Source organism: Halomonas sp. TD01 (genome assembly GCF_923868895.1).
Taxonomy (GTDB): Bacteria; Pseudomonadota; Gammaproteobacteria; order Pseudomonadales; family Halomonadaceae; genus Vreelandella.
Genome location: NZ_OV350343.1, coordinates 3,088,639 through 3,112,962, shown reverse-complemented (window position 1 = coordinate 3,112,962; position 24,324 = coordinate 3,088,639). Strand labels below are relative to the sequence as shown.

The window sequence follows — 24,324 nt, the reverse complement described above, 5'->3', positions numbered from 1 at the left end:
GCATCTTAATGTGGCGAGGGAAAAACAGTGCTAACTCATGAGCAAGAAACACTAATCAACGCGACCGCTCCCGTCGTGGCCGAACACCTTAATGCGATTACCCAGCGCTTCTACCCGCTGATGTTTAGCCGCTATCCAGAGGTCAAACCACTTTTTAATGAGGTACACCAGCAAAGCGGCGGCCAGCCTCGTGCTCTCGCCAACGCCGTGTTGGCCTATGTTCAATTGCGCAGCAACCCTGCTCAAGCGCGCGCAACCCTTGATGTTGTGGTCAGCAAACACGTCTCGTTAGGCATTCTTCCTGAGCAGTACCCTATTGTCGGTGAGTGTCTGCTAGCCGCCATTGGCGAAGTGCTCGGTGATGCCGTGACACCAGAAATAGCCGATGCCTGGGGCGCTCTGTATAACGAACTCGCCGCCCTTCTCATCGACCTCGAAGACCAGCGTTATCGTGAGTTTGAGCAGCGCCCGGGCGGCTGGCGGGGTACACGCCGTTTCAAGATTGCCAGCACCCAGCAGGAAAGTGCTTTAATTCGCTCTTTTATTCTTGAGCCCGAGGATGGGGAGCGCGTGGCTGACCATGAGCCAGGTCAATATATCGGCGTACGTTTGACCATTAACGGCGAACTGGTCTATCGGCATTACAGCCTTTCGGACACACCGAACGGTCGAAGCTACCGAATCTCGATCAAACGCGAAGAACAGGGCCAAGTCAGCCGCCATTTCCATGATGTCTTACAACCAGGCGACACCCTGGAACTGTTACCACCAGCGGGTGACCTTACCTTGGTTGAGGGTGACGAGCCCCTACTGCTTGCCAGTGGCGGCGTTGGTCAAACACCTCTACTCCCCATGGCACGCCATGCTTTGTCCCTTGGGCGGCAAGTCACCTATCTACACGCTGCCTTGGATGCTGAGCATCAGGCCTTCAAAGGTGAACTAGAGGCGCTGCAGAGCGAGTATCCTCAACACCTTCAGGCTGTCCGCATTCATGAACGCGGCAACGAAGCCGAGCATATTGGTCGTATCGACCGCAGCTTATTAGCTCACTACTTGCCTGGCCTCAAGGCACGCTGCTATTTCGTCGGCCCCCAAGGGTTTATGACGGCGATTAACAGCGCTTTGTCTGAACTGGGTGTCGACGAGGATCGCCGACACTTCGAGCACTTTGGTCCTTCACGCCCGCTCGGCGCAGCTTAATAATGCTCAGTTAGGGTTATCATTTCGAGATAAGAACCAAGCCTCTCAGGCCAACCAGGATAAAGGGCTGTGATGAACAGCAGCCCCCACCATATAGGCAAAGATGGCCACTGCCACTACCGCTGCCAAGGCGCGCACCGCTGGCGTGGCCCCACGTTTAATCGCAATGGTACCAATACCGATATAGGCCAGCAGCGCCAGTAACTTGGCGCCAAGCCAAGGAAGCTGCCAGGGCCAAACGGAAAGCAACACCATCAAAGTCACCCCCAGCCCCAACAGAGCCGTATCGATGAGGTGAGGCAAAACCTTGACCCAACGGGCGTTGAGTCGCTGGCTTTCCTGTGCTGACCACCAGGCGCGCACTACGAAGAGTGTGATGCTCAGCGCAGCGGCCGTCATGTGAAGGTGTTTGATGAGAAAATAGTGCTCCATGGTAACCGTCCCTAGCCAACGTTAACCGCATCGCCGTGATGATCGAAGACAAGATAGGCGGTGATATTACCCATTTGCAGCGACTCCATCATACGCTGGAGCTGCCGTTCAACCTCGGCGTCATCTTTTGGGTCATCCATGGCAGCAGTGAAAACTAGATCCCATTCGATCTCGGTACGGCGAGACTCATCGACCAACGCCGCCATACTGGTCAATTCCTCCGTCGACTTATCTACGCAAACCACAGGCACCAACACTCCTCCTTCACCCTGTTCGAAGCGACGACGCTGGTCAGCATCAGGGAAATCAGGCAGCTCTGCGCGAACGAATACAAACAGAAGACGCTGAGGCTTAGGTTGTTTACGCGCCTCCTGCAGTAAATCGGCAAACGTGGCTATAGTCATAAAACCGGTGGTCATAACAACTGTGGTCATAAAATGGGCCTTATCGCTAGTAGTTAAGAATCAGTAGACAAAAATGAAGAACGAGTAGTTGAGAGTAATAGGTGGTGTTACTCGGGTGACTCTGCGAAAAGCCACAGCAGCAGCATTACCATAAACAAAGGGATCAACAGGCTAAGTGGCGCTGCGCGCCAACCATAGGCTTGGACGACCAGGGGTACCATCCTCAGAGAGAGCCCTACGCCAACCGCTAAAGCCAGACAAAGGGCGGCACAAAGACGCGCCCAATGACTAGGCATCCAGCCTTTCGCATGGGCAATGCCAGTGGTAATCACCGCGCCTCCTAAACCTAGCCCAACGCCCGCTAGTAGAAACTCCCATGGTTGGCTTGCCATCCCAAACCCAACCAGCGCCAACGCTAGCCCCAGCAATAACCCCTGTATCAAGCGGCAGGTGTCGCCTCGCCTTGCGATACACCAAGCCGGCCATGCCAGCAGTACTCCGCTACTCAACGGTAGCAGCACATAGAGTGGTTGTTTTGCGAGCAAGGCATAAAGTGTCCAGCTAGCCACCGCTATAGCGCTGGCCAGCGGCATTAGCAGCATAGCTACCAGCAACTGATAACCATTGACTGGTTCTATTGATGTCTCCAACGTGGGAGGCGGCACAGACGATGGCATGGCGTTTCCCAGCGAAGGTATAAAGACATCGGAAGACATGCCAGAATTGTCGGTAAATACCGGGTGTAGGTCAAAAAGCATCGGAGGTAGGTCGGCTAACCACAAAGGAATAGCCCTCGTATCGAAATGCAGACAGTGCCACACTCCCTTACCTCTTTCGCGGGCTATCGGAAATGCCATGAAATTACTTCAGCGCTCCCTGGTTGCTCGCATCATTGCGTCCCTGCTTGCCATTGGCGGGATGGCACTCATCAGTATCACCCTGACCATGGCGATGTCTAACAGCAGCCGTGGCGATGCTGCCGCGATTAATGTCGCTGGCTCATTACGCATGAATGCCTATCAGATTATGGGAGCCTTGCAACGCCTGGAGTATGCTCCAGAGAAGACAAGCGAGGAGCAGCTCGAAGGACTCATTTCGCGCTTCGATCAGCGTTTGCATGGCGCAACGTTACAACAAACGATCCCCGCCGATGATCGTCATGAGCGCCGCCGCCAACTGGAAAAACTTCAGAACTACTGGCATTACACGCTTCGCCCGGCACTACAGGCTCCGTCCGCTGCCGTAGAGCTTGACCTGGATACGCTAGAAACGATGATCGTTGCGATGGTCAATGACATTGAAGTGCTAGTGACGTATCTGGAACAAAGCACCGAGGCCAAGGTGCGGCTGCTGGGCATGATGCAACTACTCTTTTTGGTATTGATCGCGATTGTGGTCTCGATCGCCCTCTACGATGTCCGCCATAATCTGGTAGTGCCGCTGCGCCAGCTGATGGTACTTGCACGCGAGGCGGCGCAGCGTAATTTCAAGCCACGCTCAGAGCTACGCGGCAGTGATGAGCTGGCTTTGCTGGGCCACACCTTTAATAAGATGTCTGCCGAGCTGGCAACCAGCTACGCCGCATTGGAAGACAAGGTGTCGCGCAAGAAACAGGAGCTTGAGCGCAGCAATCAGGCGCTGCGAGTAATGCACGATGCTAGCCGTTCGCTGTATGGCGGCGGTAATGACCTTTGCTCCAGCGCAGCACCTATGCTGCGCGAACTGGAAAAGCTGCTGGATATCGGGCCAATTCGGCTTTCCCTAAACGACCCTTTCGACCAACGGGAAATGCCGGTCTTGGAAACCCACTCACGTACCCGGCCAGAGTATTGCCGTGACCAGGATTGCCACGCTTGCCTGATCGACCCCCGCCCCTTGGAGATGGTGTCTAATAATCAGTCCCAATGCTTACTGCTACCTATCAGCGTTGGCGACACGCTGCTAGGCACACTCGAAGTGTGGTATCCCCAGGAGCGGCTCAACGACAGCACTCGTCGGCTGCTCACCATGTTAGCCGACCAACTCGCCACGGCGGTGTACCTGCAGCGACGTATCGAAGAGCAGCAGCACGTCACGCTGATCAACGAGCGAACCATCATTGCGCGCGAACTCCACGACTCGCTAGCGCAATCGCTATCTTATCTCAAGATGCAGGTCGCCCGACTCGAACGCATGCAGCAAAAAGAGGCAACCCGAGAGGCGCAGTCCGCAGTATTTGACGAGCTGCGTACCGGTTTAAACAGCGCCTATCGTCAATTGCGTGAGCTACTCACCACCTTCCGACTCAAACTTGAGGGGCCGGGGCTGCAATTTGCCTTACGCCAAACCGTCGATGAGTTTAGCCAGCGCATGGGCGTAACGGTTGATCTTAACTATGATGTGCCACCTCACCTTCTTAACCCTAATGAAGAAATTCACGTGCTACAGATCATTCGTGAAGCGCTGGCCAATACCCACAAGCACGCCCAAGCTCACTGGGCGGGGGTCACTGTGCGTTTCACCGATGCCCGCCTGTTAGTGCGTATTGAGGATAACGGCATCGGCCTGGAAGACGATAGCTCGCCGCCGATGCACTACGGTTTAGTGATTATTCGCGACCGAACCACCACCCTGAACGGGGAGTTGAGTATCACCAATCGCCCCGTAGGAGGGGCCAGTATTGAGATAGTATTCACCCCGTTGACAGCTCGCTTAATTCAGCAGCAGCCTGTTTCGGCTGCCTCCGATTCTCACATAGATACAGAGACTTCTTAATGACGCTGACCACTGCCAACGATACACCCGCCACTCTAATGATTATTGATGACCACCCGCTGCTAAGGCGTGGCGTCGCTCAGTTGCTTGAACTAGAGGACGATCTTGAACTGGTTGGTGAGACGGGCGACCCTGAAGAAGGCATTGCACTGGCCCTCAAACGTGAGCCTGACTTGGTTTTACTTGATTTAAACATGCCGGGCGTCAATGGATTAGAAGCCTTGCGCCGCCTAAGGGAAGCCAACTATAGCGGTCGTGTGGTGATGTTCACAGTTTCCGACCATGAGGATGATGTGGTCGCGGCACTCCATAACGGTGCCGACGGTTACCTGCTAAAGGACATGGAGCCTGAAGACATGGTTCGCCAGTTGCGTCAGGCTGCTTTGGGACGCATGGTCATCAGCGAAAGCCTGACCGCCCTACTCGCTGAAGCTCTGCGTAATCAGCGCAATGCGCCCACCACCCCCGATATTCATAGTCTAACGCAGCGTGAACGTGAAATTCTGCAGCAACTTGCTGGCGGACTCTCCAACAAACTCATCGCACGCAAGCTGGATATTACCGAAGGTACGGTCAAGGTTCACGTCAAGCATCTGCTCAAAAAGCTCAACTTACGTTCACGTGTCGAAGCCGCCGTTTGGGCAGTTCAGGCAGGTATCGATCACTAGTCGATTCTGAGTGGTTACCTCCAAAGATTCACAGAGTACTTCTGCCCTGACCCGCCTTTACCACCCTCCGATTTTTTCTCTTTAAAATCAACGAATCCAGGCTTTTCAGCGACTACCTCTCAAGAGGTATGTCGCTGATTTTACTGCCATTTACACCTATTCCCCAACTTCTTCCTCAAGCGTATCTTGCTGTTTAACTGCTACATGCAGATAGGTTTGATGCCAAGGGGAAATCGCCATGAGTAAGAGAAACGCCGACATTGAGAAGTGGGATGTCGAAGACGCCCAATTCTGGGAACAGGAAGGCAAGCACATCGCCAACCGCAACCTATGGATATCCATTCCCAGCCTGCTGATGGGATTCGCTGTCTGGATGATGTGGGGAATGATTACCACCCAGATGCAGAACCTGGGGTTTTCGTTCACGGTTAACCAGCTATTTTCACTGACCGCGCTTGCCGGTCTAGCAGGTGCCACACTGCGCATCCCAGCATCATTCATGATCCGCATCGCAGGCGGGCGTAACACTATCTTCCTCACCACCGCGCTATTGATGATCCCCGCTGCCGGTACTGGTATCGCCTTGATGAACCCAAGCACGCCGTTCTGGGTATTCCAGGCGTTGGCGTTACTTTCGGGTATCGGCGGTGGTAACTTCGCTTGTTCAATGAGCAACATTTCCACTTTTTATCCCAGCAAACAGCAAGGCTACGCCCTAGGCATGAATGCAGGCCTCGGTAATTTCGGCGTCACTACCATGCAGATTGTCATCCCACTGGTAATGACCGTCGGAATTTTCGGCGCTATAGCCGGTTCACCGATGGAATTACAAAGCGCTAGCGGTACGTTGATCGGCCGGATCGAAGCAGGTACCGATACCTGGATCCAGAATGCTGGCTTTATCTGGCTTGTATTTCTGATCCCGTTAGCGTTCGCCGGTTGGTTCGGCATGAATAATCTCCGCACTATTACGCCCAACCCTGGTTCGCCGCTGGCGGCTTTCAGCAAAATATTAGGCCTCTACGGCGTCGGCTTGGTGACCGCCATTGTCGGTATGTTAGCGCTCGGCTGGCTTAATATGTGGATTGCCCTGCCGCTAACCATCGTTCTAACCCTGGTGTTATTGCGCCTGATTCCTGGCGACATCAAGCCCAATATCCAGAAGCAGTTCGCGATATTTTCCAATAAGCACACTTGGTCAATGACCATCCTCTACATTCTGACCTTCGGCTCCTTTATCGGCTTCTCTGCGGCCCTGCCGCTCTCTATCAACGTCATCTTCGGCAACATGATGGAAGCGACTGCCGATGGCACGCTGATTCGCGTGGCCAACCCAGAGGCACCCAGCGCTTTGACCTGGGCCTGGATAGGCCCCTTCGTGGGCGCTCTGATCCGCCCATTGGGCGGATGGATCTCCGACAAAGTGGGCGGCTCCATCGTTACCCAAATAATCTCTGCGATCATGGTGGTCGCCTCTATCGCCACCGGCTACGTGATGATGCAGGCCTATAACGCCACCGATCCTAATCAATTCTTTTGGCTATTCCTGCTGCTATTCATCGTGTTATTCGCCGCTAGTGGTATCGGCAACGGCTCTACCTTCCGCAGCATCGGTGTGATTTTCGACCAGCAGCAGAAAGGCCCGGTACTTGGCTGGACATCTGCCGTCGCTGCCTATGGCGCCTTTATCGCCCCGCGGGTAATGGGCGAACAAATCCAAGCTGGCACACCGGAACTTGCCATGTACGGCTTTGCGGTGTTCTACGCCATCTGCCTGGTCATCAACTGGTGGTTCTATTTACGTAAAGGTGCCTACGTTAAGAACCCATGAGCTACGTTACCCCCCCTAAAGATGGCTTGCTTCTTTACGTCCGGAGCCAAGCTCCGGTTCTTGCCCCCCTACCCCACTGTGGGAGGACACCATGAAAATCATGATCGCCTATGACGGTTCGCGAAACGCTAAGCTGGCGCTCGCCCAGGTCGTCAATATGTTCCGCTGTAACCAACCTCTGCTGGTGCTAGTCGGCGTGGTTGAAAATCCACTCGACGCTACCGATAACAACGAGGTGCTTTTTCAGCAGGAGCACGATGAGGTTAAACAACACCTTCAAGAGGGTGTGGCATTCGCCATCGGCGAGGGCTTCCAGGCCGAGCAGCTTCTCGCCGAGGGGGATGCACGCAAGATGCTGCTGCAGGCCACTCGCAAACTCTCGCCAGACCTACTGGTGATTGCCCGCCATAGCCATCAGCCGGACGGCGGCATTATCGCCAAGTCGTTGACTTATTTCGTCGATGAACTCGACTACATGACTTTCGGCAGCGTCAGCTCGTTCCTGGCCCGGCGCGCCGAGTGTCCCTTGTTGATCCTACCCAGCCCTTGAGCAGCCTCTACACCTCCTTTGGTACAGCCCACCTTTGGGACACAGGACGATACGACCATGAAAGTTTCCGCTGTATTCAAGTTTCGCAGCCCCGAAATTCGGGCCTTGCACCTGACCTGGATTGCCTTCTTTATTACCTTTTACGTGTGGTTCAACATGGCGCCGCTCGCGTCGAGCATGCTCAAGAGCGTCGACTGGCTGACCACGGATGATCTCAAGCTGTTCGCCATTTGCAACGTCGCCTTAACCATTCCCGCGCGCATCATCGTCGGCATGGCATTGGATCGGTTCGGCCCGCGACGGGTGTTCTCGGTACTCATGGTAAGTATGTCGCTACCGGCGCTGGCGTTTGCTTTCGGTAACAGCATGACGCAGTTACTAGTGGCGCGTCTGGTACTGAGTTCCATTGGCGCCAGCTTCGTGGTCGGGATTCACATGACGGCGCTGTGGTTCAAGCCCAAGGACATCGGCTTCGCTGAAGGCTTTTACGCTGGTTGGGGTAACTTCGGCTCCGCCGTCGCGGCCATGTCGCTGCCGACCATCGCCCTGAGCATGTATGGCGGCCCCGATGGCTGGCGCTGGGCAATCGCCCAGAGCGCTATTGTTATGGCCGCTTACGGTGTTTACTACTGGTTCGCGATTACCGATGGCCCGGATGCTCAGGCTCACCGTAAGCCACGCAAATCCGCTGCCATGGAAGTGAGTTCCTGGGGCGATATGATCAAGCTGATCATCTGGACGATCCCACTGGTTGGCGTACTCGCCATTCTGGTCTGGCGTATTCAGTATATGGGCTACTTATCTGTTACCGGTGCGACCATCGCTTATCTCGCCATTATCGCGATCGTCATCTATCAGATTGTCCAGATCCTGAGAGTCAACCTACCGATCCTGCGCAAGGGCGTACCGGAAGATGATAAGTACTCGTTCAACAGTGTGGCGGCGCTTAACAGCACCTATTTTGCCAACTTCGGCGCTGAACTCGCGGTGGTGTCGATGCTGCCCATGTTCTTTGAGGAGACTTGGGGACTGAATGCCGCTACGGCTGGCCTGATTGCTGCGTCATTCGCGTTCGTCAATCTGGTGGCGCGCCCCATGGGCGGCATGGTTTCCGACCGCATGGGCAACCGGCGTTTTGTAATGCTGTGCTACATGTTTGGCATTAGCGTTGGGTTCTTACTGATGGCTTTGCTCAATTCAAGTTGGCCACTGATTCTGGCCATTGCGGTGACCATCGGCACCTCGATTTTCGTGCAAGGGGCTGAGGGAGCAACCTTCGGTATCATTCCCTCCATCAAGCGCCGCATCACTGGGCAGATATCCGGTATGGCCGGTGCCTACGGTAATGTTGGCGCGGTGGTTTACCTAACCATCTTTACGTTTGTCACTCCGTCACAGTTCTTCTACATCATCGCCACGGGCGCCTTCATCAGTTGGGTTATCTGCTTGGTGTGGCTCAAGGAGCCAGAAGGCGCTTTCGATGACGAGTACTACGTCTCTTCTGTTGATAGAGACATCGAAGAACAGGCTTTACAGAATGCCAAGCACTAAACGTTAGGATCCTCTTTAGCATCACGGCACTGTTAGCGTCGACTGGAGCCGGACAGTGCCGTGATGCTAATCCCCTCGGAAAACTAGAATGCTTATGAGTAGAAAATTCCTAGGAAACCTCTGATTAACTATTAGCACGCTATGGTTTTTTTTGACGTGAGAGTTGCAAAGCTTTCAATGGAGCACGACAAAACACCCTTTTGCAGAACTACTGCAAAAACGGACGATATCAAGAGGTAATTTATGCCAACTTAAGGAGGGAGTGATAACAAAACGACATTAGAAATGGAGGCAGCCCCAAAAGCCACATCCCGGCACACGCAGCCACCGCTACCGTTGCTCCCTTCCGGGCCTGGCGGGGTTTGCAGTTTAGCGTTGCGGGAGGACCTAAGGGGCCACCATAACGGCACACTCTGTATTTTAAGGTGAGTGCGCTAGTGCTGATGTGGTGGCTACGCCCTGATTTGAACAGGGGACCCCATCATTATGAGTGATGTGCTCTAACCAGCTGAGCTACGTAGCCTTTCCCTCATCAACGAGTGCAGATTATGCCTATCTTAACTACGAAAGGCAAGCCGAAAACGACCTGCCTTTCATTCAATAACCCTGTTACGTGAATAGAGTGCTTATAGGGCTGCTTGGACAACCGGAAGCGCTTCTTCTCCAGTCCGGGTAGTCACACCTTCGAGCCATGCTTCTAGCACCTCACCGTTTTCATTAAGGTAACTGCGTGCTGCCTCTCGCGGGTCTACCCCATCGTCCATGATCGCACTCATCAGTTGGTTTTCCATTTCCAGAGTGAACGTCATGTTCTTCAGCAGTTCACCTACATTAGGACACGCTTCAACAAACCCTGCCCGAGTATTGGTATGCACGGTTGCGCCCCCCAGGTTGGGGCCAAAATAGTCTCCTGCGTCAGATAAATAAGCCATATCAAAATTAGTATTCATTGGATGAGGTTCCCAACCTAAAAACACCATCCATTTTTCATTTGGCACCCTCGCGCGAAGCTCAGCCAGCATACCCGCCTCGCTCGAATCAACGACTTGCCAATCACCTAGACCATAGGCGTTGTCATCAATCATTTGCTCAATCAGCTCATTACCATCATTGCCGGCTTCAATGCCGTGCAAACGTTGCTCAAACTGATCAGCATGCTCTGCCAGATCATTAACAGAGGTCACGCCCGCGTCATAGACATATTGAGGCACTGCCAAGGTGTACTTGGCACCCTCAAGGTTGACCACTAAACGTTCAACTTCACCTCGTTCCACATAGGGGTCGCTGATTGAAGCCATCGAGGGCATCCAGTTCCCCAAAAAAACGTCAAAATCATTATTGCGCATACCAGCGTAAGCAATCGGTACCGAGACAGTATCGACACGTGTTTCATAGCCAAGTGCTTCTAGCACTTCGCTAGCCAATGCCGTCGTTGCTGTAATATCGGTCCAGCCCACTTCTGCAAAGCGGACGCTACTACACTCATTAGCATAGGCAGCCGCCGGTAAACAGGCAGTCAGTAATAACGTGCTTAGGCTTCGTGTGTATGTCCGTTTCATGTTGATCTTCCCCATTATCGGTTTTATATGAACACGCCCTATACGTAACAGTCGTAGAGACGAGAAAACAACGCACCCTTTTATTGATTGAACGTTCAATAAAAAAATGCCATCATGTTCAGGTAATCATGCCTACTCCTGGTTTTCAAGGTCAGGAACGAATGGGCATTCAACGTCAGTAGGAGATAGCTGTGCCTAAGGTGGGAATGGAACCGATACGCCGCCAGCAGTTAATTAAGGCTACCATGGCGGCCATAGATGAAGTTGGTTTAGCCGAAGCAACCGTCATGCGAATTGCCCGTCATGCTGGCGTTTCAGCAGGCATTATCAGCCACTATTTTGGCGGTAAGGACGGCCTGCTGGAAGCGACTATGCGGCAAATTTTGACCGATCTTAGTGACGCCGTTGCAGCACGCCGGCGGGCGTTAGAAGACGACTCTCCCCGCGCCCATATCGGTGCCATCATCGAAGGTAACTTTGATCGCACCCAGGTGACCGGCCCTGCCGCTAAAACTTGGCTCGCTTTTTGGGCTAGCAGCATGCACAAGCCCGTGCTTCAGCGGCTTCAGAATGTGAACGACCGCCGTTTGTACGCCAATTTATGTCATCAGTTCCAGCGTGTTATGCCTCGCCCAGATGCTCGCAATGCCGCCCGCGGACTTGCCGCAATGATTGATGGGCTATGGCTGCGTGGTGCGCTAACGCCTGAAGGGCTCGACGCTTCTGAAGCGCGACATCTTGCGCACAACTATCTCGATCAACTGCTTATTCATCATGGATGCCAGCAACGCGCATCCGCTGCAGAAACACAGTAAGGAGACCAACATGGCCGCTCAAGATATACAGCCACTTTATATTGATGGTCGTCCGGTAGACGCCACCTCCGGCGAGACATTTACCGTTTCCAATCCCTATGACGGCAGCCTGCTTGCCACGATTGGCCAAGCAAGTCAAGCCGATGTCGACCGCGCTGTAGAAGCCGCTCAACGCGGGCAGCGTGAATGGGCTGCAATGACCGGCATGGAGCGCTCACGCATCCTGCTGCGTGCTGTTGCGCTGCTAAGAGAACGAAATGATGAGCTTGCTGAGCTAGAAACGCACAACACGGGCAAGCCTATTAGTGAAACCGCAAGCGTCGATATTGTCACCGGTGCCGATGCCTTGGAATACTACGCAGGCCTCGCCCCCGCCATTGAAGGCAACCAGATTCCGCTGCGTGATAGCTCCTTTGTTTATACCCGTCGCGAGCCACTCGGGGTAATTGGCGCCATTGGTGCCTGGAACTATCCTATCCAAATCGCCTGTTGGAAAGCCGCCCCTGCACTGGCAGCCGGTAACGCAATTGTTTTCAAGCCCAGTGAAGTAACGCCGCTAACCGCTATCAAACTAGCCGAAGTTTTCACTGAAGCAGGCCTGCCTAACGGTGTCTTCAATGTGGTTCAAGGTGATGGTCGCGTCGGCGCCATGCTGACCGAGCACGAAGGTATCGCCAAAGTATCGTTTACTGGCGAAGTGGGTACGGGCAAAAAGGTCATGTCTGCTGCCGGTGGCTCTACCCTGAAAGACGTCACCATGGAACTGGGCGGTAAATCTCCACTGATCGTGTTTGCCGACGCCGATTTAGATCGTGCTGCTGATGCCGCTATGATGGCCAATTTCTACTCCAGCGGCCAGATCTGCACTAACGGCACTCGCGTGTTTGTTGAACGCAGCGTTAAAGACGCCTTTGAGGCGAAGTTGGTTGAGCGCGTTAAGCGTATTAAAGCGGGCGACCCGATGGATCCCAGCGTTAACTTCGGCCCGCTAGTGAGCTTTGAACATCAGCAAAAAGTACTTTCCTACATTGCCCTGGGTAAAGAGCAAGGCGCGCGAGTATTGGCTGGCGGCGATGAGTGGAATACCGGTGACTGGGCGAATGGCGCTTGGGCTGCGCCCACCATCTTCACCGACTGCACTGACGACATGCGCATCGTAAAAGAAGAGATCTTTGGCCCAGTGATGTCCGTACTCGTCTTTGATGACGAAGAAGACGTTATTCGCCGCGCCAATGACACCAAATATGGCCTAGCGGCGGGTGTTTTCAGCGAAAGCTTAAACCGTGCTCACCGGGTTATTCACCAGTTGGAAGCCGGCATTTGCTGGATCAACACCTGGGGCGAGTCACCTTCTGAAATGCCGGTAGGTGGTTACAAAGAGTCGGGCATTGGCCGTGAGAACGGCGTTGAGACGCTTAATCACTATACCCAGACCAAGTCCGTACAGATCGAGATGGGGCCGTTTGAGTCGGTGTTTTAAATCGAAGTAATGGACGCCACCGGTAGGTATATCGAGGAGACACGTCTCTTTTATATCTACCGGTTCATTACCAATTCTTCGACTCTTCCAAGGTAAAACCATGTCTCAATCACGCGAATTTGATTACATCATTATCGGCGCAGGTTCAGCGGGTAACGTGCTGGCCACCCGCCTGACCGAAGACAGCGATGTCAGCGTTTTGCTGCTCGAGGCAGGCGGCCCCGATTACCGTCTCGACTTTCGTACCCAAATGCCCGCTGCACTGGCTTACCCGCTACAAGGCAAACGCTACAACTGGGCATTTGAAACCGACCCCGAGCCGTATATGGATGGCCGCCGCATGGAGTGTGGCCGAGGCAAAGGCCTGGGCGGCTCTTCACTGATCAACGGCATGTGCTATATCCGCGGCAACGCCCTGGATTACGATAACTGGGCCAAGCAATCCGGCCTGGAAGAGTGGGATTACCTCAGTTGCCTGCCCTATTTCAAAAAGTGCGAAACCCGCGATATTGGCCCTAATGATTACCACGGCGGCGACGGCCCTGTCAGCGTGACCACGCCTAAAGCTGGCAATAATCCGCTTTACCGCACGTTTATCGAAGCTGGCAAACAGGCTGGCTACCCTGAAACTGAAGATGTTAACGGTTACCAGCAAGAGGGCTTTGGCCCCATGGACCGTTTCGTCACGCCTAAGGGACGCCGCGCGTCTACCGCACGCGGCTACTTGGATACCGCCAAGCAGCGCAGCAACCTGACCATCGAAACCCACGCAGTTACCGATGTGATTGAGTTTGATGGTAAACGTGCCGTTGGCGTGCGTTACGAGCAAAAAGGTCAGCCACAAACGGCTCGCGCCCGTCGCGAAGTGCTGCTGTGTGGCGGTGCAATTGCTTCACCACAGATTCTCCAGCGTTCTGGCGTAGGCAACCCAGAATGGCTTAAAGAATTAGGCATTTCAGTGGTTCATGAGCTGCCCGGCGTGGGTGAAAATCTCCAAGACCACCTTGAGATGTATATTCAGTACGAATGCAAAGAGCCGATATCGCTGTATCCAGCGCTGAAATGGTACAACCAGCCAAAGATTGGTGCTGAGTGGCTATTTAAAGGTACCGGCGTTGGCGCCAGCAATCAGTTTGAATCCTGCGGATTTATTCGTAGTAATGATGAGGAAAAGTGGCCAAATCTGCAGTACCACTTCCTACCCATCGCGATCAGTTACAACGGTAAAAGCGCCGTGCAGGCACATGGCTTCCAGGCACACGTGGGCTCGATGCGTTCGGAAAGCCGGGGGCGAATTCGCCTGACATCGAAAGACCTACACGCGGCACCCAGCATCTTGTTTAACTACATGGCCAAAGAGAAAGATTGGCAAGAGTTCCGCGATGCGATTCGCCTAACACGCGACATCATCGCTCAGCCAGCGTTTGATAAGTACCGTGGCCGTGAAATTGCGCCTGGCCCAAGCGTACAGAGTGACGAAGAGCTCGATAACTTCGTCAAGCAGCATGCCGAGACGGCTTACCACCCTTGTGGCAGTTGCCGCATGGGCGAAGGTGAAATGGCGGTGACCGACGGTCAAGGGCGCGTGCACGGCCTTGATGGCCTGCGCGTGGTCGATGCATCACTGTTCCCGGTCATTCCCACCGGCAACCTCAACGCACCGACCATTATGCTGGCGGAAAAAATTGCTGATCGCATTCGAGGTCGCGAGCCGCTACCCCGCGCTAATGTTGATTATTATGTCGCTCAAGGCACACCCGCCAAACAGGCTTCATAAAAGCGCAACTCCTGGATACGGTTAAGAACGCTAAACGCTATGGCTAAATACCATAGCGTTTTTTTATGTCTTATTTACGCTACAGTAAAGGGTATATAGCGAACGTATAAGAGTGAAACGCTTGCACTTAGATAGGTGACTCTGACAATATTCAAACATACGTTTAAATGCGTTCATAATTAACCACCCACGGAGAAACCCCCATGCTCACCTTACTACTCATTGTGCTTGCCGTTGCAGGCTTGCTCGTGGTGATGCGCCGCGAAGCAGGTGCTACGCCAGCACTCGCCTTGCTTGGCGTACTGGGCTTAGTAGGCTTAGTGCTAGACGCGCCAATTATTGGCACACTTTTATTGCTTGCAGCGGCGGCCGTTGCGATTGCGGGCCTGCCTGCATTACGCAGCAAGTGGCTGACGCCGCGCATTTTCGCCACCTTCAAAAAGGTAGCGCCGAAAGTGTCTGATACGGAGCGCACGGCATTAGAAGCGGGCAGCGTCTCCTGGGATGGCGAGCTATTCTCTGGCAAACCTCAATGGGAATCGTTGCTTAATTTTAAAGACGAAGGCCTGAGTGAGGCAGAACAAGCGTTCTTGGATAATCAGTGTGCGAAAGCAGCTGGCATGTGTAACGCGTGGGATATCGCTCAAGAGCGCGCCGATTTACCCCAACAACTGTGGGATTATCTAAAAAAAGAAGGCTTCTTCGGCATGATTATTCCGAAGGAGTACGGTGGCCTAGGATTCTCGGCTAAAGCCCAATCCATGGTGCTGCAGAAGCTCTCAGCTAATGAGACGCTGATGGTCACCGTTGGCGTACCGAACTCACTCGGCCCAGGCGAGCTGCTGCTAAAATACGGCACTCAAGAACAGAAAGACCATTACTTACCGCGTCTCTCTGATGGCCGCGAGATTCCCTGCTTCGGCCTGACCGGCCCGCGTGCTGGCTCTGATGCCACGTCGTTACCGGATACGGGCGTCGTCTGCAAGCAAGTCATCAACGGTGAAGAAGTGCTTGGCTTACGCCTTAACTTCGAAAAACGCTGGATCACCCTGGCTCCAATCGCCACGGTGGTGGGCCTAGCCTTCCGTCTTTTCGATCCAGAAAAATTGTTAGGTGACGAAGAAGATCGCGGCATTACCCTTGCTCTCGTTCCCCGGGATACTCAGGGCATGGACATTGGCCGTCGCCACCACCCTATCGGTAGCCCCTTCATGAACGGCCCGATTAAAGGTAACGATGTATTTGTACCGCTGGATACTATTATTGGTGGCCCAGACATGATCGGCCAAGGCTGGCGCATGCTGGTCGAGTGTCTCTCGATTGGTCGCTGCATTACCTTGCCTTCTGGCGCGACCGGTACTGCCCGCTACGCGCTAGGTTGGAGCGGTGGCTTTACCCGCGTTCGTCGTCAGTTCAACGTACCCGTGGCAGAAATGGAAGGTGTTCAGGAGCCGTTAGCGCGCATGGCCTCGCTGGCTTATATCTCTGCTGCTACGGTTTACCAAACCGCCAACCTGATCGACCATGGCGAAAAACCTGCCGTACCTTCAGCAATTTTGAAGAGCCAACTGACCGAGTTCCAACGCGTGCTACTTAGCGATGCAATGGATGTTCACGGCGGTAAAGCCGTTACCCTTGGTCCACGCAACTATTTAGGCATTGGCTACAGTGCTAACCCAGTGGCAATCACTGTGGAAGGCGCCAACATAATGACTCGCAACCTAATGATCTTTGGTCAAGGTGCGATTCGCTGCCACCCCTATGTACTGGACGAGCTGGCCGCTAAAGATGCCAACGACGTTAAAGCCTTCGACAAAGCTTTCTTTGGTCACGCAGGGCTGATTTTCGGCAACGCTGCTCGTGCCTTTACGCTTGGATTTGGCCTAGGCAAAGCAAGTGTACCTTTTAGTGGCCCCGCCGCTATCTACGCTCAGGATATTGCACGCATTTCAGCAGGCTTTGGCTTGTGCGCTGATGCCGCCATGGCAAGTCTTGGCTCCACGCTGAAAAAGCGCGAAATGCTATCAGCGCGCCTAGGTGACGTGTTGTCCAACCTCTACTTGGCCTCGATGGTGCTAAAGCAGTGGCACAACGGCAATAAAGTAGAAGGTGAAGAAGCACTGTTGCATTACAGCCTGCAGTTCTTGCTTAACCGTGCAGAGCAGGCATTCGTGGAAATCTTCGACAACCTACCGAATCGCGCGCTAGGCAAGGTGTTGAAAGTCGTGGTAATGCCGACTGGCCGCCGTTGGAATAAACCACATGACGACTTGGCCCGTGATATCGCACAGCGTGTATCTACGCATAGCGCCCTGCGTAGCAAGCTACTTTCCAATACCTGGGATAAAGATGATGGCGCAGAGTCTAACCCACTCGCTCGCTACAACGCATTGCTGGTTGATTATGATCGTGCCGAAGCCCTCTACCGTACGGTGAACAAAGCCTACGCCAAAGGTGAGCTTCCGCAAACGGCACTACACCCTGAAGCACGCGTAGAAGCCGCACTGGAAAAAGGACTTATTCAAGAAGACGACGCACAGTTTATGCGTACATTTGAAGCAGAAGTGCTTGAGATGCTGACGGTTGATGATTTCGCCTATGACGCGTTTGCCAATGATAAATCGACGTTGATTAATCACAACGCAGCGCCTGTGGCTACGCCTCAGCAAGCAGAAACTAGCGTTAAATAGTCCTATTCCGCTCGAACTAGCAATCCTAACCGGCCTCTCCAGGCCGGTTTTTTTTGACATATTTTCAAAAACGAAACAAACGAACATTCGTTTATCTCGCTCAGCGGCTACGCTACCTCTCTAAACGACTCGTCTTAATACCCTTTTCTTACCGAAACAACAGACAAACAGCACTTTTGGCTGCCAGAAGCACTGACGGTGTACGCCTAAAAGCGAATACAAACAGCTACAAAAGTCGTTGCAAGTTCGCAAATGATCAACTAGCCTTTCGTTATTGAAAATAAAGTGAGTAAAAGTCCGCTTGATGGTTGGCTGACGATAAATTGCAAACAGCCAAGGCTAACATCTTGAATAAGCGGCTACCGCTTCACTTTTATCAATAGCGATCAACGCAAGACTTCTACCAATAACACTTATCAATAACAATGACGTTAGCGAGATCGGCATGTCCTTACATCTGCAAAATATCGACCATATCGTCGGTGGTGAACCCCATATTAGTGGGATAAATCTTGAGTTGGAGCCAGGTTCCTTCAATGTGCTGCTAGGAAGAACCTTAGCAGGTAAAACAACGCTCATGCGGTTAATGGCGGGTTTGGAGCAACCGACCCGTGGGCGAATCTACATGGATGGCAAGGACGTCACGGGCGTATCAGTACGCAAACGCAATGTTTCCATGGTGTATCAGCAATTCATCAATTACCCAAGCCTTAACGTTTACAACAACATAGCGTCACCACTTAAGCTGGCTAAAGCATCGAAGCAAGAAATCGATAAGCGTGTGCGCGAAACCGCCGCCATGCTGGGGATTGATCACTTGCTGGATCGCTTGCCGCTGGAGCTTTCAGGTGGACAACAGCAGCGTACCGCCATGGGCCGTGCGCTGGTTAAGGATGCGGACCTAATCCTGTTTGATGAACCGCTGGTCAACCTTGACTACAAACTGCGTGAAGCATTGCGCGATGAACTTCGCGAGCTGTTCAAGGCGCGTAACTGCATTGCCGTTTATGCCACCACTGAGCCCAACGAAGCACTAGCGCTAGGAGGCAACACCGCCGTGCTGCATGAAGGCAAGCTGTTGCAATACGGCCCCACCGAGCAGATCTATCGCGAGCCTAACGGCATCCTGAGCGCCGAGATGTTTTCAGAACCGCCAATCAATATTGTGCCGGGGCATCTTACTGCCAATGAAATCACCTTTGATCAGGATATACATTTCCCCTGCGATGTGGCGCTACGCAACCTACCTGCGGGACCATACCGGTTTGGTGTCCGTGCCTCTCACGTCAGCCTGCAGCCTAATGCAGCGGATGATCTAGAGCTTGAAGTTGAAGTTGAAGTGGCCGAAATCAGCGGCTCGGAAACTTTCCTCCACGTGCGGCACAGTTTATTTCCTTTGGTACTCCATTTGCTTGGCATTCATACGCCCAAAGTCAATCAGCGCCTAAAGGTCTACTTCCCCACCCACAAGCTGTTTGTCTTTGATCAGCAGGGTTCTATTGTTCATACGCCGGAAACACGGGGAGGAAATCAGCATGGCTGAGATCGTACTGAAGGCTCTCGCGCATACTTATAGCGCTAATCCTCAATCACCTGAAGACTACGCTATTCGCCAGATGGAACACGTTTGGCACCAAGGCGGCGCTTATGCCCTACTGGGGCCATCGGGGTGTGGCAAATCTACTCTGCTGAACATTATTTCCGGGCTGCTCGAACCTTCCGAAGGGGATGTGCTGTTTGATGGCCAGCGAGTTAACGAGCTGCCGCCTGAGGAGCGTAACATCGCTCAGGTTTTTCAGTTCCCGGTGATCTACGACACCATGACGGTGTTTGATAACCTCGCCTTTCCATTGCGTAACATCAACATTCCAGGTCACCGCATCACGCCAAAGGTAGAGGAAGTCGCGGAGATTCTGGAGTTGACCCCACTGCTCAAGCGCAAAGCCAAAGGGCTGACCGCCGATGAGAAGCAAAAGGTTTCCATGGGGCGCGGCTTGGTGCGCGATGATGTCTCGGCAATTCTATTTGACGAGCCGTTAACGGTTATCGACCCTCAGCTCAAGTGGAAATTACGCCGCAAGCTGAAGGAGATTCACCAGCGCTTCAATATCACCATGATTTACGTCACCCATGACCAGCTGGAAGCATCAACTTTCGCCGACAAAATCGCCGTGATGTATGAAGGCCAAGTGGTTCAGTTCGGCACTCCCCAAGAGCTGTTTGAAACTCCCGCGCATACCTTTGTTGGCTACTTTATCGGCAGTCCCGGCATGAACATTCTGGATGTTCACCACCACGCAGGTGAGGTCATCTTTGCTGACATACCACTCCCCATGCCGCAAACGTTTGTTGACGCCATTGCCAATACTAAAAGTTCGAATATAAAAATCGGCATTCGCCCCGAATTTGTAACTGTGCATGCCAGCAAACGTGAAGGCGCCCTGCCCGCTCGTAAGCGGCAGGTGCAGGACCTAGGCACCTACTCAATTGTTACCTTTGAGCTGGGTGGCCAGACATTTAAGGCACGCTTGCCGGAAGGTCACCCTGAATTCGGAGACGATATTTATCTCACCTTCGACCACGATCAGTTAGGGCTGTTTGTGGACGAATACCGGGTGGAGGTTACCTCATGAATAATAAAGTCTATAACAATCGCGCCTGGCTATTAGTCCTGCCAATGCTGGTACTTGTGGCGTTCTCCGCCATCATCCCCTTGATGACAGTGGTCAACTACTCTGTGCAGGACGTGCTAGGCCCCAATGCCAGCTTCTTTACCGGCACCGAGTGGTTTCGCACCATGCTCAACGACTCGGCGCTGCAAGCTGCATTTGGTCGGCAGATACTGTTTTCATTGATTATTCTGGCTATCCAGATTCCTTTGGGGATAGGGATAGCACTGATTATGCCAAAACAGGGCTGGCAGGCGTCTGCCGTTCTAATTCTGATTACCCTGCCCCTACTGATTCCTTGGAACGTCGTTGGCAGTATCTGGCAAATCTTTACCCGTGGCGATATTGGGCTAATGGGCTGGGGGCTGCGCGAGCTGGGTATTAATTACAATATTACCCGTAATGCCGGTGACGCCTGGGCAACCATTATCTTAATGGATGTATGGCACTGGACACCGCTTGTCGCAATGCTCTGCTATAGCGGGCTGCGCTCTATTCCTGAAGCCTATTACCAAGCGGCAAGGATTGACCGTGCCTCTAAATGGGCAGTGTTTCGCTATATTCAGCTGCCGAAGCTAACCAACGTTCTGGTCATCGCGGTACTACTGCGCTTCATGCACTCCTTCATGATCTACGCCGAGCCCTTTGTACTAACCGGCGGAGGACCAGGCAGCTCAACCACATTCCTGACCCAATCGCTTGCCACCATGGCCATCGGTCAGCAGGATCTGGGGCCTTCTGCCGCCTTCTCGATCATTTACTTCCTCGTCATTCTGCTAGTGAGTTGGGTGTTCTATACCACCATCATGCATCTGCAGAAAGATAAGAATTCACAGGGAGGCGTGTGAGATGTCTTACCAACTTGAAAACACCCAGCAGGGTGAAAAATACAACACTATTTTCAGTAAGGTGCCAGCCGCTGAGCGGCGCAAGCGTAACTCACGCTCTCGGCTGAGAAAGCGACTGCTGCTCGGCACTTATATCGTGCTGCTAATGCTTCCCCTTTATTGGCTGCTCAATATGTCGCTGCAGACTAACAGCGAGATCCTCGGGTCGATGACGCTGTGGCCGCAAAACCTGACCTTTGATAATTACATCGGTATCTTCACTAACCCAAGCTGGTACATGGGGTACGTCAACTCCATCATGTATGTGGTGATGAATATGATCATCACCATGTTAGTGGCACTTCCTGCCGCCTATGCCTTCAGCCGTTACAAGTTCATCGGTGATAAGCATCTGTTCTTCTGGCTGCTAACTAACCTGATGGCACCGCCAGCGGTTTTTCTGCTGCCCTACTTTCAGCTGTATTACTCTGTCGGGCTATTTGACACTCACATCGCGGTGGCCCTAGCGCACTGCCTGTTCAATATTCCGCTGGCCATTTGGATTCTGGAAGGCTTCATGAGCAGCGTGCCTAAGGAAATCGACGAAACCGCCTATATCGACGGTTACAGCTTTCCCAAGTTCTTCGTCAAAATCTTCATTCCCATGATCAGTTCTGGCATTGGCGTGGTGCTTTTCTTCCTGTTCATGTTCTCCTGGGTTGAACTGCTGCTGGCACGCACGCTGACGTCTACAGACGCTCAGCCGATCGGCATGATCATGACTAGAACCTCGACAGCATCAGGTATCGACTGGGGCACACTAGCCGCCGCCGGTATGTTGACCATTGTTCCCGGCATTCTGGTGGTTTACTTCGTACGCAACCATATCGCCAAGGGCTTTGCCCTGGGCCGCACCTGAGTAGGAGGAAACCTCATGTCCTGGATGGTATGGACTTTACCGACGGCTATTTTCTTTTCTTCCATTGCGGCCATGCTGGCGGGCATGACGATCTGGGAACTGCGCTCGCCAAGCATTGAAAGAAAGGGCTTTTTACCCATTTCGACAACCCGAGGTGACCGGCTGTTTATCAGCTTACTGTCAGCCGCCTTTATTCACCTGGGTGTCATTGGCTTCACGTCACTTTCAATTTGGATTGCACTAGCACTATCAGCAGTATGGCTGCTGGTGTTAATGCGCTGGGGTTAACCCTGGCGTTAAGTACGGCAGTATCAAGGACGCTCACGCTATCAAGGAAGAGCACAACAAAACGAGGTCAACATGCGTAATAACAAGTTCAAACTTACTACCCTCGCCGCCAGTCTCATGCTCGCATCGGGGACACTGATGGCCGACGATCACGATGCGCGGGCAATCGCGGAGCGCTTGGTCGACGAACACTTCCAAAACTCGACCTTGAGTCGTGAAGAGCAAATTGAAGAACTTCTTTGGTTTGCAAAAGCAGCTGAGCCTTTCCGCGGCATGGACATTCAAACTGTCGCAGAAGGTTTGACCACCCACGTCTATGAAAGCGAAGTGCTGGCAGAAGCATTCAGTGAGCTAACCGGTATCAATATTACTCACAATATTATCGGCGAAGGCGACGTCGTTGATACGATGCAAAACCAGATGCAGTCAGGTAACAGCATTTACGACGGTTTTGTGAATGACACTGACTCTATCGGCACGCACATTCGTTACGGCACCACCATCAACCTCACCGAGGCGATGGAAAACGAGTGGGCTGACTACACACTACCAACGCTAGACCTGGACGACTTCATTGGCTTGCAATATGGCACCGGTCCAGATGGCAGCTTATTCCAGCTACCTACTCAGCAATTCGCGAACCTTTACTGGTTCCGTTATGACTGGTTCCAGCGCGAAGACCTGCAAGACCAGTTCCGGGAAATTTACGGCTATGACCTTGGGGTTCCCACAAACTGGACGGCGTACGAAGATATTGCCGAGTTCTTTACCGAGCATGTCGGTGAAATCGACGGCACTACCGTGTATGGCCACATGGATTACGGCCGTCGTGATCCGTCGCTAGGCTGGCGCTTCCATGACTCCTGGCTCTCAATGGCAGGTATGGGTAGCCCAGGCGTGCCATCAGGTAATCCCGTGGATGACTGGGGTATTCGCGTTAACGAAGATAGCCAGCCAGTAGGCGCCAGCGTCAGCCGTGGCGGTGCAACCAACTCGCCAGCGTCCGTCTTTGCCATGCAAAAAGCCGTTGATTGGCTACGTGACTTTGCACCGGCTGAAGCACAGGGCATGACCTTTGGTGAAGCAGGCCCAGTCCCTGCTCAAGGCCACATTGCTCAGCAAATTTTCTGGTACACCGCTTTCACAGCAGACATGACCGATCCTGCCGTGGCAGTGACCGACGATGAAGGCAATCCGTTGTGGCGTATGGCTCCTTCCCCCACCGGCCCGTACTGGGAAGAAGGCATGAAAGTAGGCTATCAAGATGTGGGCGCATGGACGTTCTTTGACTCTACACCTGAGGATCGTCGTACCGCTGCTTGGCTATTTGCACAGTTCACAGTGTCCAAAACGACCTCTCTTGAAAAGCTAATGGCTGGCCTAACGCCAATTCGTGAATCTGACATTTTCTCTGAGCAGATGACCGAAATGGCACCCAAGCTTGGTGGCTTGGTTGAGTTCTACCGCAGCCCCAACGAATCCAACTGGACGCCTACAGGCACTAACGTACCCGATTATCCGCGCATGGCACCGTTGTGGTGGCAAAACCTAGCGCCGGTAATGAGTGGTGAAGTTACCCCTCAAGAGGGCTTGGATAAGCTAGCGGCAGATATGGATAACACCATGCATCGCTTAGCTCGCGCAAACGTCTTCGACAGCTACGCCCCGGTGCTAAACGAAGAGCGCGACGCGCAATATTGGCTGGATCAAGAAGGCTCTCCTAAACAGAAGCTTGATGATGAAATGCCACAAGGAACCACCGTTCCTTACGATGAAATGATGAAAGCCTGGATGGAAGCGGGTACCCGCTAATCCTTTTAGGGCGGGCTTCGGCCCGCTCTATTAATGCTCAGAAACTAGGTTTGCTGACAACAGCAAAGCTTGCCGATCTACATAGGCTTATTGCTTTG

General features: G+C 53.1%; 20 protein-coding genes, 1 tRNA gene and 1 other RNA gene. 16 read left to right on the top strand and 6 right to left on the bottom strand.

Annotated features, from left to right (window positions below):
• Positions 1–27: 27 nt before the first annotated feature.
• Positions 28–1,200, top strand: a complete 1,173-nt coding sequence (gene hmpA, locus L1X57_RS13900; protein WP_009724654.1) for an NO-inducible flavohemoprotein — start codon at positions 28–30, stop codon at positions 1,198–1,200.
• A 45-nt stretch (positions 1,201–1,245) separates the two neighbouring features.
• Here the strand turns inward: hmpA and L1X57_RS13895 are convergent, their stop codons facing one another.
• The 3 genes from L1X57_RS13895 to L1X57_RS13885 form a co-directional block, all read right to left on the bottom strand.
• Complete coding sequence (locus L1X57_RS13895) at positions 1,246–1,632, bottom strand: SirB2 family protein (protein WP_009724653.1); 387 nt, start codon at positions 1,630–1,632, stop codon at positions 1,246–1,248.
• An 11-nt stretch (positions 1,633–1,643) separates the two neighbouring features.
• Positions 1,644–2,066: a hypothetical protein gene (locus L1X57_RS13890; protein WP_009724652.1), complete on the bottom strand. Its 423-nt coding sequence runs from the start codon at positions 2,064–2,066 to the stop codon at positions 1,644–1,646.
• Positions 2,067–2,143: 77 nt separating this feature from the next.
• Complete coding sequence (locus tag L1X57_RS13885; RefSeq protein WP_234667763.1) at positions 2,144–2,893, bottom strand: hypothetical protein; 750 nt, start codon at positions 2,891–2,893, stop codon at positions 2,144–2,146.
• On the opposite strand from L1X57_RS13885, the gene L1X57_RS13880 reads away from it, so the two are divergent.
• From L1X57_RS13880 to L1X57_RS13860, 5 genes are all read left to right on the top strand, one after another.
• Positions 2,892–4,790, top strand: a complete 1,899-nt coding sequence (locus tag L1X57_RS13880) for a type IV pili methyl-accepting chemotaxis transducer N-terminal domain-containing protein (protein WP_009724650.1) — start codon at positions 2,892–2,894, stop codon at positions 4,788–4,790. The genes L1X57_RS13885 and L1X57_RS13880 overlap by 2 nt on opposite strands.
• Entirely contained in the window at positions 4,790–5,458 is a 669-nt protein-coding gene (narL, locus tag L1X57_RS13875; protein WP_009724649.1) for a two-component system response regulator NarL, read from the top strand. Before L1X57_RS13880 ends, narL begins: the two co-directional genes overlap by 1 nt.
• Positions 5,459–5,696: 238 nt before the next feature.
• Positions 5,697–7,289, top strand: a complete 1,593-nt coding sequence (locus tag L1X57_RS13870) for an antiporter (RefSeq protein ID WP_009724648.1) — start codon at positions 5,697–5,699, stop codon at positions 7,287–7,289.
• 91 nt (positions 7,290–7,380) lie between these two features.
• Positions 7,381–7,839: a universal stress protein gene (locus L1X57_RS13865; RefSeq protein ID WP_009724647.1), complete on the top strand. Its 459-nt coding sequence runs from the start codon at positions 7,381–7,383 to the stop codon at positions 7,837–7,839.
• 57 nt (positions 7,840–7,896) lie between these two features.
• Positions 7,897–9,390: an MFS transporter gene (locus tag L1X57_RS13860; protein ID WP_009724646.1), complete on the top strand. Its 1,494-nt coding sequence runs from the start codon at positions 7,897–7,899 to the stop codon at positions 9,388–9,390.
• A gap of 295 nt (positions 9,391–9,685) precedes the next feature.
• On the opposite strand, the gene ffs is transcribed toward L1X57_RS13860, so the two are convergent.
• The 3 genes from ffs to L1X57_RS13845 form a co-directional block, all read right to left on the bottom strand.
• Positions 9,686–9,782, bottom strand: an RNA gene (ffs, locus tag L1X57_RS13855) — signal recognition particle sRNA small type.
• Between the two features lie 54 nt (positions 9,783–9,836).
• Positions 9,837–9,913: transfer RNA gene (locus L1X57_RS13850), tRNA-Met, on the bottom strand.
• Between the two features lie 103 nt (positions 9,914–10,016).
• Complete coding sequence (locus tag L1X57_RS13845; protein ID WP_009724645.1) at positions 10,017–10,949, bottom strand: choline ABC transporter substrate-binding protein; 933 nt, start codon at positions 10,947–10,949, stop codon at positions 10,017–10,019.
• Positions 10,950–11,140: 191 nt separating this feature from the next.
• On the opposite strand from L1X57_RS13845, the gene betI reads away from it, so the two are divergent.
• From betI to L1X57_RS13795, 10 genes are all read left to right on the top strand, one after another.
• Positions 11,141–11,764, top strand: a complete 624-nt coding sequence (betI, locus tag L1X57_RS13840) for a transcriptional regulator BetI (protein ID WP_186004662.1) — start codon at positions 11,141–11,143, stop codon at positions 11,762–11,764.
• A gap of 10 nt (positions 11,765–11,774) precedes the next feature.
• Positions 11,775–13,244 carry a betaine-aldehyde dehydrogenase gene (betB, locus tag L1X57_RS13835; RefSeq protein ID WP_009724643.1) on the top strand — a complete coding sequence of 490 codons (1,470 nt, stop codon included), beginning with the start codon at positions 11,775–11,777 and terminating at the stop codon, positions 13,242–13,244.
• A gap of 100 nt (positions 13,245–13,344) precedes the next feature.
• Positions 13,345–15,021: a choline dehydrogenase gene (gene betA, locus L1X57_RS13830; RefSeq protein WP_009724642.1), complete on the top strand. Its 1,677-nt coding sequence runs from the start codon at positions 13,345–13,347 to the stop codon at positions 15,019–15,021.
• 203 nt (positions 15,022–15,224) lie between these two features.
• Positions 15,225–17,711: an acyl-CoA dehydrogenase gene (locus tag L1X57_RS13825; protein ID WP_009724641.1), complete on the top strand. Its 2,487-nt coding sequence runs from the start codon at positions 15,225–15,227 to the stop codon at positions 17,709–17,711.
• Positions 17,712–18,156: 445 nt separating this feature from the next.
• Positions 18,157–19,254 (top strand): ABC transporter ATP-binding protein, encoded by a 1,098-nt coding sequence (locus L1X57_RS13820; RefSeq protein WP_009724640.1) that lies wholly within the window; start codon positions 18,157–18,159, stop codon positions 19,252–19,254.
• Positions 19,247–20,344, top strand: a complete 1,098-nt coding sequence (locus L1X57_RS13815; RefSeq protein ID WP_009724639.1) for an ABC transporter ATP-binding protein — start codon at positions 19,247–19,249, stop codon at positions 20,342–20,344. Before L1X57_RS13820 ends, L1X57_RS13815 begins: the two co-directional genes overlap by 8 nt.
• Positions 20,341–21,228, top strand: coding sequence for a carbohydrate ABC transporter permease (locus tag L1X57_RS13810; RefSeq protein WP_009724638.1), 888 nt, complete (start codon positions 20,341–20,343; stop codon positions 21,226–21,228). The genes L1X57_RS13815 and L1X57_RS13810 overlap by 4 nt, the downstream gene beginning before the upstream one ends.
• A 1-nt stretch (position 21,229) precedes the next feature.
• Complete coding sequence (locus L1X57_RS13805; protein ID WP_009724637.1) at positions 21,230–22,126, top strand: carbohydrate ABC transporter permease; 897 nt, start codon at positions 21,230–21,232, stop codon at positions 22,124–22,126.
• Positions 22,127–22,141: 15 nt separating this feature from the next.
• Positions 22,142–22,414, top strand: a complete 273-nt coding sequence (locus L1X57_RS13800) for a DUF2160 domain-containing protein (RefSeq protein WP_009724636.1) — start codon at positions 22,142–22,144, stop codon at positions 22,412–22,414.
• Positions 22,415–22,486: 72 nt separating this feature from the next.
• On the top strand, positions 22,487–24,226 hold the full coding sequence (locus L1X57_RS13795) for an ABC transporter substrate-binding protein (RefSeq protein WP_009724635.1): 1,740 nt from the start codon (positions 22,487–22,489) through the stop codon (positions 24,224–24,226).
• Positions 24,227–24,324: the final 98 nt, after the last annotated feature.